At 64.6% G+C, this 14019-nt stretch carries 11 protein-coding genes, 1 tRNA gene and 1 pseudogene; 8 read left to right on the forward strand and 5 right to left on the reverse strand.

Features of this window, described 5'->3' with window-relative positions; all coding sequences use genetic code 11:
• Nucleotides 1-278: 278 nt before the first annotated feature.
• Nucleotides 279-629 (reverse strand): ArsR/SmtB family transcription factor, encoded by a 351-nt coding sequence (locus V7E05_RS06350; protein WP_333618832.1) that lies wholly within the window; start codon nt 627-629, stop codon nt 279-281.
• A 100-nt stretch (nt 630-729) separates the two neighbouring features.
• Between V7E05_RS06350 and arsB the strand changes: the two genes are divergently transcribed.
• From arsB to V7E05_RS06385, 7 genes and pseudogenes are all read left to right on the forward strand, one after another.
• Nucleotides 730-1857, forward strand: coding sequence for an ACR3 family arsenite efflux transporter (gene arsB, locus V7E05_RS06355; protein WP_333618833.1), 1128 nt, complete (start codon nt 730-732; stop codon nt 1855-1857).
• Nucleotides 1854-2240: pseudogene (locus tag V7E05_RS06360) on the forward strand (arsenate-mycothiol transferase ArsC); the annotation flags it as partial. The gene arsB and the pseudogene V7E05_RS06360, both read left to right, overlap by 4 nt.
• Nucleotides 2241-2279: 39 nt before the next feature.
• Nucleotides 2280-2678: an arsenate reductase ArsC gene (locus V7E05_RS06365; protein ID WP_442891620.1), complete on the forward strand. Its 399-nt coding sequence runs from the start codon at nt 2280-2282 to the stop codon at nt 2676-2678.
• Complete coding sequence (locus tag V7E05_RS06370; protein WP_333618834.1) at nt 2675-4015, forward strand: FAD-dependent oxidoreductase; 1341 nt, start codon at nt 2675-2677, stop codon at nt 4013-4015. The genes V7E05_RS06365 and V7E05_RS06370 overlap by 4 nt, the downstream gene beginning before the upstream one ends.
• A gap of 12 nt (nt 4016-4027) precedes the next feature.
• Nucleotides 4028-4657 carry an arsenate reductase ArsC gene (locus V7E05_RS06375; RefSeq protein ID WP_333618835.1) on the forward strand — a complete coding sequence of 210 codons (630 nt, stop codon included), beginning with the start codon at nt 4028-4030 and terminating at the stop codon, nt 4655-4657.
• A 66-nt stretch (nt 4658-4723) separates the two neighbouring features.
• Entirely contained in the window at nt 4724-5887 is a 1164-nt protein-coding gene (locus V7E05_RS06380) for an MFS transporter (RefSeq protein ID WP_333618836.1), read from the forward strand.
• Nucleotides 5874-6914 (forward strand): ArsO family NAD(P)H-dependent flavin-containing monooxygenase, encoded by a 1041-nt coding sequence (locus V7E05_RS06385; RefSeq protein WP_442891619.1) that lies wholly within the window; start codon nt 5874-5876, stop codon nt 6912-6914. The genes V7E05_RS06380 and V7E05_RS06385 overlap by 14 nt, the downstream gene beginning before the upstream one ends.
• Before the next feature lie 118 nt (nt 6915-7032).
• Here the strand turns inward: V7E05_RS06385 and V7E05_RS06390 are convergent, their stop codons facing one another.
• The 4 genes from V7E05_RS06390 to V7E05_RS06405 all read right to left on the reverse strand — a co-directional run bounded on the left by V7E05_RS06390 (nt 7033) and on the right by V7E05_RS06405 (nt 12720).
• Nucleotides 7033-7782 (reverse strand): winged helix-turn-helix transcriptional regulator, encoded by a 750-nt coding sequence (locus V7E05_RS06390; RefSeq protein ID WP_333618837.1) that lies wholly within the window; start codon nt 7780-7782, stop codon nt 7033-7035.
• Between the two features lie 266 nt (nt 7783-8048).
• Complete coding sequence (locus tag V7E05_RS06395) at nt 8049-9935, reverse strand: hypothetical protein (protein WP_333618838.1); 1887 nt, start codon at nt 9933-9935, stop codon at nt 8049-8051.
• Complete coding sequence (locus V7E05_RS06400) at nt 9850-10968, reverse strand: hypothetical protein (protein WP_333618839.1); 1119 nt, start codon at nt 10966-10968, stop codon at nt 9850-9852. The genes V7E05_RS06395 and V7E05_RS06400 overlap by 86 nt, the downstream gene beginning before the upstream one ends.
• Nucleotides 10969-12637: 1669 nt before the next feature.
• Nucleotides 12638-12720: transfer RNA gene (locus V7E05_RS06405), tRNA-Leu, on the reverse strand.
• A gap of 276 nt (nt 12721-12996) precedes the next feature.
• On the opposite strand from V7E05_RS06405, the gene V7E05_RS06410 reads away from it, so the two are divergent.
• Nucleotides 12997-13839, forward strand: a complete 843-nt coding sequence (locus tag V7E05_RS06410) for a DUF3662 and FHA domain-containing protein (protein ID WP_333618840.1) — start codon at nt 12997-12999, stop codon at nt 13837-13839.
• Nucleotides 13840-14019 lie beyond the last annotated feature (180 nt).

Consider the following 14019-nt stretch of genomic DNA (forward strand, 5'->3'; position numbering starts at 1 on the left):
AGTTTCCCCTGTTCAGGAAGCACTTCGGTCTATTTTCGCCCAGCGATCCGCAGATCCCCATGAAACACCGGGGCTAGGTGATCTATCTGATGCAATACCCAGCTCTGCACTTAACATAACCTCTGGTTACCGACCGTGGTGTACGTGCCATAGATGGGTAGGCATCCAGCCACCTGCATTCTGGCAGCGACTCACTTTCGCGGGCTGCAGCTGCGTGGTCCGCGTAGCGACTCCGGCCGGATTGCCTACTGGTGAAACGGCTACCGCTCCGGGTGGCCTCAGGCCAAGTCTAGGAAGCGGCGTAGGTCGACGAACGTCTCGTGCACGACTGAGTAGTGCGCCCACTTGCCGCGCTGGTCTCGGGTCAAGAGTCCTGCGTCGACGAGTTTCTTGAGGTGGTGGCTGATCGTGGGCTGGCTGATGTCGACCACGTCGAGTAAGTCGCACGCGCACACCGACTCGCAGCCTTGCGCGGCGATGTGGGACAGCAGTCGCAGGCGTGTCGGGTCCGCCAGTGCTTTGAGCGTGCGCGCCACCTGATCTGCGGTCTCGGCGGTGATCGGAGCTGATGACAGGGGGCAGCACTCGTTCTGCGTCCGAGTCAGAAGTACGTCGTTTGCTGAAGTCATTTCCTCGATCACCTCACTTTGAACAATACATTGACACATGCCGATATGTGGGCATAGCCTCCAGCATAGACGTTCATCGATGTGAGGGAGTTTCGTGCCAATGAGCACCACCACAGCCCGGGCTGTTGCGCCGGTCGCCAAGAAGATGTCGTTTCTCGACCGCTACTTGGCCGCATGGATCCTTGTGGCCATGGCCGCCGGCCTGCTGCTCGGGCGCTTCGTCCCAGGCCTGGATGCCGCATTGGACTCGGTGAAGATCGGCGGCATCTCGGTGCCGATCGCGATCGGCCTGCTGGTGATGATGTATCCGGTCCTGGCGAAGGTGCGCTACGACGAGACCCGCAGGGTGACCGGCGACCGCAAACTCCTCACGTTGTCGTTGATCCTGAACTGGATCCTCGGGCCGGCATTCATGTTCGCGTTGGCGTGGATCTTCCTGCCGGATCTGTCGGAGTTCCGTACCGGGTTGATCATCGTGGGACTCGCCCGGTGCATCGCGATGGTGTTCATCTGGAACGACCTGGCCTGCGGGGACCGGGAGGCTGCCGCGGTGCTGGTGGCGATTAACTCGGTGTTCCAGGTCGTGGCGTTCGGCGCCCTGGGCTGGTTCTATCTCCAGCTGCTGCCCTCCTGGCTGGGGTTGGAGACCACCTCGGCGCAGTTCTCCGTATGGTCCATCGTGATCTCCGTGCTGGTCTTCCTCGGAATACCGCTGTTGGCCGGTTTCCTCACCCGTGTGTTGGGGGAGAGGGCGAAGGGACGCCAGTGGTACGAGGAGACCTTCCTTCCCCGGATCGGCCCGTGGGCGCTGTACGGGTTGCTGTTCACCATCGTGTTGCTGTTCGCGATGCAGGGGGAGGCGATCACCTCGCAGCCGTTGGACGTGGCCCGGATGGCCGTGCCGCTACTGCTGTACTTCGTCCTGATGTTCTTCTTCAGCTGGTTCGTCTCCAAGGCGGTGGGGCTGAACTACGCCAAGTCGACCAGCGTCGCCTTCACCGCTTCGGGCAACAACTTCGAACTCGCGATCGCGGTGTCGATCGGCACCTTCGGTATCGCCTCTGGCCAGGCACTGGCGGGTGTGGTCGGCCCGCTGATTGAGGTCCCCGTCCTGATCGGGCTCGTCTACGTCGCGCTCTGGGCCGGTCCGAAACTGTTCCCGGGAGACCCAACCCTCCCGCCACCTCGCACGAACCCGGCCCGCAACACCGAAGGAGCCCGGTCATGACCAGCACTCCCAGCGTCTTGTTCGTATGCGTCAAGAACGGCGGCAAGTCCCAGATGGCGGCCGCGCTCATGCGCCTGCACGCCAGGGAGGCGATCGAGGTCCACTCCGCGGGCACCCGGCCCGGTTCCGCGGTCAACGCCCTAGCCGCGGAAGCGGTCGCCGAGCTCGGCGCCGACATGTCCGACCAGACACCCACGGCCATCGACTCCGAGCTGCTTCGGCGGGTGGATCGCGTGATCGTTCTGGGGGAGGAAGCCCAGGTCGAACCGGTCGACGGGATGGCGGGCACGATCGAGGTGTGGGATACCGATGAGCCCTCCGCCCGCGGAATCGAGGGGATGGAGCGGATGCGGTTGGTCCGCGACGACATCGATCGCCGAGTACGCGATCTGCTCGCAGAGATCACCAATGGCAAGCCATGCGTGTTGTTCGTCTGCGTCCACAATGCCGGGCGTTCCCAGATGGCCGCCGGCTACCTCTCGCATCTGGCGGGGGACCGGATCGAGGTCCTCTCCGCCGGTTCGCAGCCAGCCGAGCAGCTCAATCCCGTCGCGGTGGAGGTGATGGCAGAAGAAGGCATCGACATCACCACCGCCACACCGAAGGTGCTGACCTCCGACGCGGTCAAGGCCGCCGACGTGGTCATCACGATGGGCTGCGGAGACACCTGCCCGGTCTTCCCGGGAAAGCGGTACGAGGACTGGGAACTGGCCGACCCAGCCGGGCAGGGTCCAGATGCCGTCCGCCCGATCCGCGACGACATCAAACGGCGCATCACCCACCTGATCGCCGAACTCTCACCGAAGGAGAACACCCAATGAGCACGAACTTCAAGGAGCTTCCGGTAGTAGTCATCGGCGCCGGCCCCGTGGGGCTGGCCACGGCCGCGCACCTGCGAGAACGGGGTCTGACCCCGTTAGTGCTCGAGGCCGGCGCCACCATCGGCGCCGCTATCGAGCAGTGGGGGCACACCCGCCTGTTCTCGCCCTGGCAGTACGACATCGACGCCGCCGCCCGCCGGCTGCTCGAACCCACCGGTTGGACCGAGCCCGATCCCGAGGCGCTGCCCACCGGCCACGAACTGGTCGAGCGCTACCTGGCTCCGCTCGCCGAGGTCCTGGGTGACGATGTCATCCGTACCGGTGCCCGCGTGGTGGCGGTGTCCAGAGAAGGAATCGACAAGACCCGCTCGGCGGGCCGCGAGCAGACCCCGTTCCTGGTCCGAGTCCAGGCCGCTGATGGCGCCGTGACCGATGTGCGGGCCCGCAGCGTCATCGACGCCTCCGGAACCTGGGGCCAGCCCAATCCGCTCGGCCGCTCCGGTCTACCCGCACCCGGTGAGAACGCGGCGATCGACAAGGGCCTGATCACCGCGCCGCTTCCGGCCGTGACCGGGTCAGAGCGCGACCGGTTCGCCGGACGTCACGTCCTGGTCGTAGGGGCCGGACACTCGGCCGCCAACACCCTGCTCGACCTGGTTGACCTCGCGAAGCAGGACCCTGCAACGCGGATCAGCTGGGCGGTGCGCACCCCGGACGTGTCGAGCGTCTACGGAGGCGAGGACCGCGATGAACTGGCGGCCCGCGGAGCGCTCGGCACCCGCCTGCGCGAAGCCGTCGAGTCCGGAGTGATCGAGGTCCACACCTCCTTCACCATCACCGAATTCACCCCGAAGACCGACAATCTGACCGTGCACGCCAGCACCCCACAGGGTCCCACTCGACTCGAGGTGGACCTACTCGTCCCGGCCACCGGATTCCGCCCCGACCTGTCCATCCTGTCCGAGCTTCGGCTCGCTCTCGACCCGGCCGTGGACGCTCCGTATCAGCTCGGGCCGCTGATCGATCCGGAGTTCCACTCCTGCGGAAGCGTCGAGCCGCATGGCGAGAGCCTGCTGGCGCATCCTGAGTCCGGCTTCTACATCGTGGGGATGAAGAGCTACGGCCGGGCACCAACGTTCCTCATGGCCACCGGTTACGAGCAGGTCCGTTCCATCGCCGCCGCCCTGGCCGGCGACCGCGTGGCTGCAGATGATGTGCAACTGGACCTGCCCGAGACCGGGGTCTGCTCCACCGACCTCGGTGGCTCGTGCGATGCACCGGCATCCTCGCAGCTGATCTCGCTCGGGGTCTCCCCCTCCACCTCTTCCTGCTGCTGAAAGGTCCCCGTCATGACTATCGACGCACCCGAATTGGACGTCCACGTCCTGCAGCGCACGGCCGCTGACCTCGCTCGAACGTACGAGGGCATGTTCTCGGCCGAGACCATAGAGCGGTACGTCTTCGAGTCCTACACCGCGCTGGCTCGCACGGCGACGATCAAGCGGTACCTCGCGGCGCTGGCCCGAAACTTCGCCTCAGACAGGCTCCGTGCACTGGCGTTGTCACAGGGCAAGATCCAGTCGACCGTCCCACAAGTGCTGTTCGTGTGTGTTCACACTGCTGGCCGATCCCAAATCGCCGCGGCCCTGCTCCAGCACTACGCCGGTAGCGGCGTTGAGGTCTGGTCAGCCGGCTCCCTGCCGGCTGGCGAGGTCGACCCCCACGTGGTGGAGACGCTGGAGTCTCGCGGAATCGACATGACCGGGGCGTTCCCGAAGCCGCTGACTGACGACGTGGTCAGGGCTGCCGACTACGTCATCACCATGGGCTGCGGGGATGCGTGCCCCGTCTATCCGGGCAAGAACTATCTGGACTGGGACCTCGCAGACCCCGCAGGTCAGGGCCCCGAGGTCGCTAACCAGATCGTCGACGACATCGACGAGCGAGTCCGCGCCTGGTGGGCAACGGTTCAGAAGTAACCCACCGCGACCCAGTGGCCACACACTACGTTCGATCCAGTGCTTCCACGAGCTGCGAAACCGCATATGCCTGACCGGCCCCGCGGCGGGCTCGCGGCGCTGTGTATCGCGCAGACCACCAGTTGGGGCCTGCTGTTCTACTCCCTGCCCGCCGCAGTCGCACCGATCTCCCAGGAGACCGGCTGGAGCGACACCGCCATCACTGGGGCACTGTCGGCCGGGCTGGTCGTCTCGGCGATCGCGGGACTGAAAGTTGGCTCGATCCTCGATGCCCGCGGCCCGCGTACGGTGATGACCCTCGGAGCGGTCATCGGGGTGGCTGCCCTGACGCTGGTGGCGTGGTCGCCCACCCTGCCCCTATTTTATCTGGCCTGGCTGGCGGCAGGGTTCGCCCAATCGGCTGTCTTTTACCCGCCCGCCTTCGCTGTCATCACCCGCTGGTACGGCCCGCGACGGGTCGGCCCCCTAATGACGCTCACACTCGTCGCCGGGCTCTCCTCCACCCTGTTCGCCCCACTTACCGCTTACCTAATCGAGCAGTTCGGCTGGCGCACCAGCTACCTCATCATGGCCGGCATCCTCGCCGCCGTATCTGTGCCCCTGCATGCTTTCTTTCTCAACTCCACCTGGTCAGACACCGGCAGCGAGCCGACCGCGCAGCAGTCCCGAACCGAGATCCGCCAAGTCACCAGAACCCGCCAATTCATCACCCTGCAAGTAGTGATGACGGTAGCCACGTTCACGCTATTCGCCGTCACGATCAACCTCATCCCACTGCTGCTGGAACGAGGAATCGACTACTCGACCGCAGCACTGGCCTTCGGACTGGTGGGCGCAGGACAAGTCATCGGCCGCCTCGGCTACCCAGCACTGACGGGTAGAACCACACCCCAACACCGCACCCTGGTCATCCTCGGCGCCGGCGCACTCGGCCTGTGGGGTCTGGCAACCGTTCCCGGCCCGACCTGGATACTGGTCGCGCTGGCCGTCGGCACGGGCGCGGCCCGCGGTTGCCACACCCTTCTTCAGGCCACCGCCGTCTCCGACCGGTGGGGCACCCAAAACTTCGGCGCCATCAACGCCCTATTCAACGCGCCGATGACCGCCGTCACCGCACTCGCGCCCGTGTCCGGACCCTTGTTGGCCAGTCTCGTCGGGGGGTACCCCGCAATGGCGATCATCATGGCTGTCCTGCTCACCATGGCCGCAGCGCTAAGTGCCCGAACGTGAACAGGAGCTGATTACTATTTCTGACGCAGACCGCACGGCAGATCACCGCGAGGCAATCATCATCGGCGGTGGGCAAGCAGGCCTGGCCACCGCTTACTATCTGCTGAGGGCAGGGGTGGGCATCCTCGTTCTCGATGATCAACCCAACCCCGGCGGGGCATGGTTGCACGTGTGGCCGTCCCTGCGACTGTTCTCCACCGCCGAGTTCTCCAACCTGCCGGGCTGGCCGATGCCCCCTTACGACGGGTTTCCACCGGCCGCACATGTCGTGGACTATCTTGCTGCCTACGAACAGCGCTACCGGATTCCGGTCCAGCGCCGCGTCGCGGTCGATGAGGTGACGTACGAGGGCGGCATCTATCACGTTCGGGCGGGAACGAAGTCGTGGACAACTGAGAACGTGGTCGCGGCCACCGGGACGTGGTCCGCTCCTTTTGTTCCCTCCTACCCGGGAATCTTCGCCGGCACGCAGTGGCATTCCGCCAATTACCCCGGTGCTACGCCCTTTCGAGGTACCACGGTCGCGGTCGTGGGCGGCGCGAATTCCGGCGCCCAGATCGCCGCAGAACTCACGAGCGTCGCCGAGGTGACCTGGTACACCCGTCAGCCACCACGCTGGATGCCCGATGAGGTCGATGGACGAGTGCTTTTTCGCCGTAACCGGCTACGTGCCCTTGCCCTGCAGCGCGGGGAGCCCGATCCTGGGACAGACTCGGCTCTGGGAGACATCGTCGTACTGCCAGAGGTGCGCCGCGCCCGCGACACCGGCCGGTTGCAGGCCACGCCGATGTTCACCTCACTGGATGAGGTCGGTACCGAGCACCTGATCTGGTGCACGGGTTTTCGCCCCGCGATCGGGCCGATACGCCGACTGCTCGACCACGGTCGGCCGAAGCATCCGGGCCTCCATGTGGTCGGCTACGGCGACTGGACCGGCCCTGGCGCGGCAACGATCACCGGCGTGGGACCCTATGCCAAACAGGCAGCCCGGGAGATCGCCGAATCAGTCAATAAATCCGTGAAATAGACGCAACCACCGTTAGGGGCCCCCATGGCGAAGATGAGTAGCGATCGACAACGCGCCGAGTAGTTCTACTCGACCACCTAGCCGGGGACCCGGATGTAGCGCATGGTCCCGAGAACACTTAGACACGAGCGAGCGCATAGCCCTGGCCACGAATGCGGCGGATCTCTACGGCTCGAGCGAGTCGTTCTCGAAGCCGGCCAACATGGACATGGACGGTGTTGGGCTGTGGGTCTGCGTCTCCCCACAGCCTTGATCGTAGTTCCTGATCAGAGAGGATCCCTGGGGCGCTGAGCATCAGGGCCCTAAGTAACTCGAACTGTTTCAGAGGCAAATCTCCGATGCGGACGCCGTCGATCGTGACCGTGTACGCAGAAGAGTCCAGCTCAACGGGGCCGAAGGTGAGGTGGAGGCGTTCGCCTAGTTCCTGAACGTTGCGCTCGAGTATCTCCCAAATATCGACAGCAGAATAGGGACGGGTAATGATTGCGCCTGCCCCTGCCGATCGGAGGGACTCTGCCGACGGGTCGTCCGCCATTTTCAAGCCGGCGAGCGTGAATGTTGCGCTGTATTCTCGGACCGCCTCCACGAAGTCCACAGCAGACGCTCCGAGACCCTCCGCGCCGACGATGACCGCCACGGGTTCGCGCCGCCCCAGTTCGACCAGTCCATGAAGCGTGGAGCCCACCCAGGTGACGGCGGTCCCGTGAGCCTGAAGCGCCTTGATGAAGTCCCGATCTGCGGGAGACGGATCAACCACCAGCAGCTGAGCTCCCGCGGTTTGATTCCACCGAGTCGCCGCGGTCTGCGCCGCCGCCCATCGTTGTGGGGGCGGGTCGTCGTTACCCTTTAATTTGTCCGCCAATTTCATGGTTTCATGGTCAGCCGAAGCGTCCGGAGATGTACGCTCCAACTCGACACCTCCGCCCTGGCGGTTTTCCCTGTACGGAGAAGTCCTGATCTCTGGATTCTCGACAAATGTCGATGAATCCCATTGGCAATGTCCTGCTTCACGTGGGGGAGTCGGTCCCGTAGGCATCGGCTGGTCTTAAACCGTCGACTGGGTGATGAGTGCGAAGGCGCCCGCGGCAGGAATGCTCTGCTCGCCGCGGGCGCCTTCGATGGTTCGATGCTTGTTCAGGTCAGCGGCGGGCGTCTGGTCACGGGGTGCCCGAGGTCGCAGTCGAGAAAGGTCATGCCCTTTCGCAGCACGTTCGTGGCATCGGGGACAAAACCCTTCTGCATCGACACGTTGCTCGCGACGAGTGCGAGCGCGATAGTGATCGCCATGAGCGGTTCGCGTCTCGGTCCATGATTGACAGCCGTCACCCCGCTGACGCTGCGGTTCTTGACGTGCGCGAACTTTGATTCGGTTACCGCGCGCCGGTTTTCGAGCGCGAGTGTGTGTTCCCAGGACCCGGGAGTGGACGCGGCCTGCACGGTCTTGATCTGCTGTTCAGTCAGTGTGACCACGACTTGCCCGCTGCAGCAGCGGTACTGCTCACGCTCCCAGGTCGGCTTGGCCTCGGGAATGGTGGCGTCGCGGGCGGCGACGCTGGCCATGTGGGGACAGCGGACCCGGCCCTGGACGGCGGGGCATTGCAGCCCGATTTTCCACGGCCGCTGACCGCTGCTATCTGGTTTGTTTCCCTGGTGCAGGCCGGTGGTGCGGCCCATGACGAACGGCAGCCGCTCGGCCAGTCGCCGGTCGTGCTGGGCGATGCCTCCGCTCGTAGCAACGAGATCGCGGCGCCGCTTGGTCACGTGCTCGCCGAGCAGATGCGCCGCGGCAGGGCAATAGAATTCGCCCTGGTCCATGATCGGCCCTGGGCTGGGGGCGTCGACGCTGCGGCGGCCTGGGTCTGTTGAGGCGAACGTGTACGCCCCGCGGACGGTGCCGCGCGAGGTGCGGCGATTGGGATAGGCGTGGAGCAGATGGTAGTCGCGCTCGAGGATGCCGCGCGCAAAGGCGGCATCGCCGAGATACCCCATATCCACCGTGAGAGTGCGTGGTGCGGCTCGTGGTCGGCGCGGCGGGATAAGTCCGTTCACCTTCGCGGTATCGATGCAGCGCAGCACCGACGTCGTCGACCCTGCGGACGGGGTATGTAGGTCCATCGCCAACGCGAGCCGCGGAACGAGCCCGGGCTGGGTCAGTGACCCTATCGAGGTGATCACGGTGGTCTCGTATCCGTAACCGATTTTCCCGATTTGGGCGCGGTTTGCGCTCATGTCGTCGGTGTGGAGCTCGTGAGAGCGTTGCCGCAGGTAGAAACCGGAGCCGGGGGCCGCGGCACGTTTCTTGCCGGGTTTGGAGCCCATGCCTGCGACGAGCTGACTGGCCTGGAAGATCGACCCGTCGGCGACGAGGTTTCCGGCGAAATCGTCAAGCGCGCCCGGCTGGATCGAGGCCCCCAACAGCGCGTTACACACCGTGTGGAGGCGCTCGGTGTTCGTCGCGGCTCGGGAGGCTTCCGCCGGGGTGGTGCGGGCGATGCGGCTGGCGCGGGCGTGGTTGGTCACGCGCCGCGCCTCCAAGTGCGGCGACGGGTCGATGACCTGTAGCCGCAGCTGACACCACGCCCAGAAACGATGGAACTCGCGTTTGAAACTCGTCTGATCTGCCGCGGCGGCCCGTTCGTGGGTGGTCAATGTCATGCCCACGCGGCGCAGCTGGTCGTCGGTGAGTGCGTAGAGTCCGCGCAGGATCGACGCGTATGTCACCGGGCAGCCACACGATACGAGCATCGCCATCATCGTCAGGACGGCGTCGAGGGTGAACGCCGACTTCGACGATCGGCCCCCGGTGCGGATGCCATCCTCGTGCATCCAACCGGCGATCATCGCCACAACGTTCGAGCTCTTAATGATCTGGCGAGTTTCTTCGACCAGCGCGTCAGACCATGACGGCCGGGGAATAGTACAAATCGGGGCCATGTCAGGCGTCCTTTCTGTGGGAATCGAGAAGTCGTACGTGCTGATCGACGCGGTAGGTCGGCAAAAACGGGCGCAGATCACCGACATCAGGGGATTCATAAGCGTCGGCGAGTTGAATGAACGCTGCCGGCGGGAGCGGCATCGCCGCCAGATCGACGATCCAGCGGTAGCGCAGTCGCGCGCTGTGAAACTCCGTGCGATGCCCTTTGCGCACGAGGTGCTCACGCACACGATTGAGCACGTTGCGATCGCCGGCGAACAGCGGTCCAGTCCCGACCTGTTCGGCACGCGCCAGAACACGGCCGCCTTGCCGAGAATCAAAAAACGGAACCTCGCGGCGACGCCCCTGAGAATTCGTCAACGTCACCGCGACAAGCTCGTCGCCCTCGGGGAGCCGGTGCACGCGCACGTCCTCACCGGTGAGACGATTCATTTCCGACGCCCGCGCCCCGACCCCGGTGCCGAGGTCGAGCATCATCGTCATGACCGCGGCCTTCGGCGCCGAGATCGTCTGCGCCAGCCGGTACCAGGACGCGACCTCGGCGTGGGTCGCAGGAATTTTTGCTCGACTCCGGCCCAACCGGTGTTCTTCGCCGGCGACATGTTCACCGGGGTGCACGATCCGGGCCGCTGCCCGCAGCTGGGTGCGCCGTGACCGCAAAGTGCCTTCGCCTATACCGCGTTCACGCTGGACGGCGATGTATCGGTCGATCGCGCTGCGCCGCAAGGCCCGTTCGACCGAGAATGTGCCGGCGCCGAGTGCCTCGTCGACGAAATACCTGGCCAGTGCCGCGCACGCCCCGATATCGTTTTTCGTCGACCTCGGTTCGCGAGTGCGAAGCTGCAGTTCGATCGCGGCGTGCTTGGCTTCGGCGCTCCACGGAGAGGCCGGGATGACCATATTGGCTACTTCGAGGCGTTGGCGGCGAGCAGCGAGCGCGTCATCAGCGTCGGTTCCTGCTCCGTCGGCGCCGCCGCGAACCGGGAAACCCCAATCATTGCGGCCAACCGGGGCCGGCGAGGACCGCACCAGCCCAAACCCGGCCGATTCGACCGCCTCGTCCGGGCCTTCGTTGTCGTCAGGGTCGATGGTGGCTGCCGGCGCGCGAAACCTGCCCATCAGAGCTCGCCCCGTGCCTCTGCGTTGACAAGGTGAAAAGGGTACGACAAACTACACATAGAGAGACTCCTTTGAGTTTCGATAACTGAGTGATTCAGCAGTTTGTGGCTGCTGTTCAGGACCTAAACCCGGGTTGCCGCCCGGGTTTTCGTCATTTCTAACGACGATTGGCCCCACGTCACGACCGATACGCGGTCGCGGGTACTGGTTCGGGTTTCTCGTCCCGCCGGGCTGGGCATCTACGGCGTAGCACCACCGTCCTCGGCGGGCTCGTCCACACCCAGATACGTTGCCATCGCTAACACGACGACACTGCTTACCGTCGCTCGACGCTTCCGGGCCGTGGCATACAACGGGCCAGCGAGCCACGCGGGCAGCCTCAAATGAACATCAACCGCGTCCCATGGGGAGCGTGGCATCGACACTCGTCTGGGAGCGCCATACCTGCTCATGGGTACGCGGTTATCTGGCATCAGAGAAACAACCTTCCTGCACGTGGTGGTGCGATCACTGTCCACACCCTATTTGCGGGCGAGAACAACCACGTGGACCTTCCACGCAGTCTATTCAGTTATTCACTTCACTATTTACTTCACCAGCGTGTGATGGTTTCTCCGATTGGGCTAATCAAATCACACTGTTGTTATTCGCGCAAGCAAGAACATCCAAGAGCCAAGCGAGGTCTTTACTCGACCTCGCTGAACTGCAGCAACGCTGTTTTTCCTATTCGCTTGGACGCCGGTAATGCGTCGCTAGATCCCTAACCTTGTCCTCGATACGTTCGAGACACTTGGTGGTTCGCCGTTACCATGGTCGCCCGTAGTCCGTTCACGTCGCAGCCGGACGACGTACCGATTGGCTGGGTGCAAAGGAAGAACTTGGCGCGCAATCGCCGAGACGGGAAAGCACATGGTCAACGCACCGGAAGGCCACGACTAGTTCTTCGCCAAGCTTGTTGATGCCGCAGACAATGCTGCGTACCGCAACAAGCGCTTTACCACTGCGCAGCTCGAGCATGGGGCGCGCATCGGCCGAGCGATTACAGAAGGCGTCCCGGCCAGGGCGCGACAAGCCCAGCGCCCTCTCGCCGGTGAGCTCGGCAGGGAGGATCTTTGCGCGACAGAGACGCTCATCTTCGACACCGTCGTCGATGCGGGAATCTCCAGCAGATTGGCTGCGACCAACTACGCCGAGCAGCGGGCCGCACTCGGACTATCCTCCGTGGCGCTGAATTCGAACGGCGAAATAGTCGAGCAATTTCCCGATGGAACAACACGCACTGTGCCCGGCGATTAAGTTTGGTGACTTCCCGCAACCACAAGCAGCCAAGGCCGGACCACGGGCCCCTGCCATGTCACATTCCAGAACGCGCTCTCTCGCAGATCTGGGACCGTCCAGCGCGATATTCGCGACGTTGGCGACTCGACGCGGCCGACGAAGTCGGTTGCGTTCACGACTTAACAAACCAAGAGTCGGAAAGCCCCACCCGACCCCGTCGACGATTCGCGGCGACTTTGGGCCCGGAAGAACCAACTGATCGGTCTTTTCGGGACTTTGCTCTCACTTTCCCGCACCATGCACTCGAGCCGCCCAGACAACGAAAAAGGGAGCCCAAACTGGGCAAACCCGATTTGAACTCCCCACAGCTCTCGACTTGAACTGCTCATTGTGCGCGAGGGGGGACTTGAACCCCCACGTCCCGAAGGACACTGGCACCTGAAGCCAGCGCGTCTGCCATTCCGCCACTCGCGCAAGTAGCTCGCAAACTTTATCACGTACGCGCGCCGCCACCGAAATCAACGCAGTCCGCACCGGCTACCGGAGCCCCTCGCGAAATCGCGCCCACCTGCTACGAGTACCCCAACGCAGCGCCTCCGCGGGCGCTCAACCGCAGGTCCGGCCGCGTCGATTTCCGCCTCCCGCCTTAATATAGTTAGCTCAGGGAGCTTGGACCACAGCGAACGACGACCAGCCCGACCAACATCTCGGAGGCGACCACGCAGCCGGGGTCTGGGAAAAGGAGGGGACATGGGGATTGTCTCGAGATTCGAGCGCACCCTGCAGAGCGCCGTGGGCGACACGTTTGCCCGGGTCTTCGGAGGCAACGTCGTCGCCTCCGAGATCGAATCCGCGCTCCAACAGCAGGCGCTCTCCTCGGTGCGCAGCTCCGGCGGGCGCAAGCTCGTGCCCAACGAGTACACGATCACCCTCGGCAAGTCGGACTACGAGCAGTTCGCGGCCGAGGAGCAGCTCGCCGTCAAGACGTTCTCGCGGCACCTCGCGGACTTCATCGCCGAGCAGGGCTGGGAGACCGAGGGCCCCGTCGCCGTACGACTGGTCGAGCGCACCAACCTACATACCGGCCAATTCCGGGCTGACGGCGACGTCGCCCCTCCCGGCGGCGGCCGCGGTCCGTCGTCATACGAGGATTGGTCCAGCGGCGAGCCGGTCGAGGCCGCCTCTCCCGGCTGGAACCGGCAGACGTCGGGCCCTGCGGCGCCGCAGCCCGCCATCGTCCCGGACGGCGGCGCCTACGACGAGCCCGCGCCGAGCAACAACCCACCCGGCCCGTCTGCAGCAGCCACGGCCGGTGTCACCCTCGTGCTCGAAGACGGCTCGGGCCGCACCTATCGCCTGAGCAGGGGCTCCAACCTCCTCGGCCGCGGCCAGGACGCTGATTTCCGCCTCCCCGATACCGGAGTCTCCCGCCAGCACGTGGACATCAGCTACGACGGCCGCCAGGCGGTTCTCTCGGATCTCGGCTCGACGAACGGTACGACCGTCAACGGCGGGCCTGTCCAGGATTGGCAGCTCGCCGACGGCGACGTGATCCGGATGGGACATTCCGAGATCCTCGTTCGTTTCGGTTAAGTAGTGACCGCTCGACGGATTTCGGTTCCGCGCGGAATGTCGCCGTTTTTCCCTAGAATCTAGGGGGTCGGGCTTCGCGAATTGTCGTCCGGCGCTACCGCCCTGCCCGCCATTCGCGATACGCTTCGTCGCTAGGCAGTTCGACCGGGACCGCACCGCGGCCCCGAAACCAGCCGTATC

Source organism: Dietzia sp., assembly GCF_036741115.1.
In the GTDB taxonomy this organism is placed as follows: domain Bacteria; phylum Actinomycetota; class Actinomycetes; order Mycobacteriales; family Mycobacteriaceae; genus Dietzia.

Excerpts from the sequence above, each read along its gene's own strand:
- V7E05_RS06350 (WP_333618832.1), bottom strand. The coding sequence starts at position 629 with ATGACTTCAGCAAACGACGTACTTCTGACTCGGACGCAGAACGAGTGC.
- arsB (WP_333618833.1), top strand. The coding sequence starts at position 730 with ATGAGCACCACCACAGCCCGGGCTGTTGCGCCGGTCGCCAAGAAGATG.
- V7E05_RS06400 (WP_333618839.1), bottom strand. The coding sequence starts at position 10,968 with ATGGGCAGGTTTCGCGCGCCGGCAGCCACCATCGACCCTGACGACAAC.
- V7E05_RS06395 (WP_333618838.1), bottom strand. The coding sequence starts at position 9,935 with ATGTCGGTGATCTGCGCCCGTTTTTGCCGACCTACCGCGTCGATCAGC.
- V7E05_RS06410 (WP_333618840.1), top strand. The coding sequence starts at position 12,997 with ATGGGGATTGTCTCGAGATTCGAGCGCACCCTGCAGAGCGCCGTGGGC.
- V7E05_RS06370 (WP_333618834.1), top strand. The coding sequence starts at position 2,675 with ATGAGCACGAACTTCAAGGAGCTTCCGGTAGTAGTCATCGGCGCCGGC.
- V7E05_RS06380 (WP_333618836.1), top strand. The coding sequence starts at position 4,724 with ATGCCTGACCGGCCCCGCGGCGGGCTCGCGGCGCTGTGTATCGCGCAG.
- V7E05_RS06375 (WP_333618835.1), top strand. The coding sequence starts at position 4,028 with ATGACTATCGACGCACCCGAATTGGACGTCCACGTCCTGCAGCGCACG.
- V7E05_RS06390 (WP_333618837.1), bottom strand. The coding sequence starts at position 7,782 with ATGAAATTGGCGGACAAATTAAAGGGTAACGACGACCCGCCCCCACAA.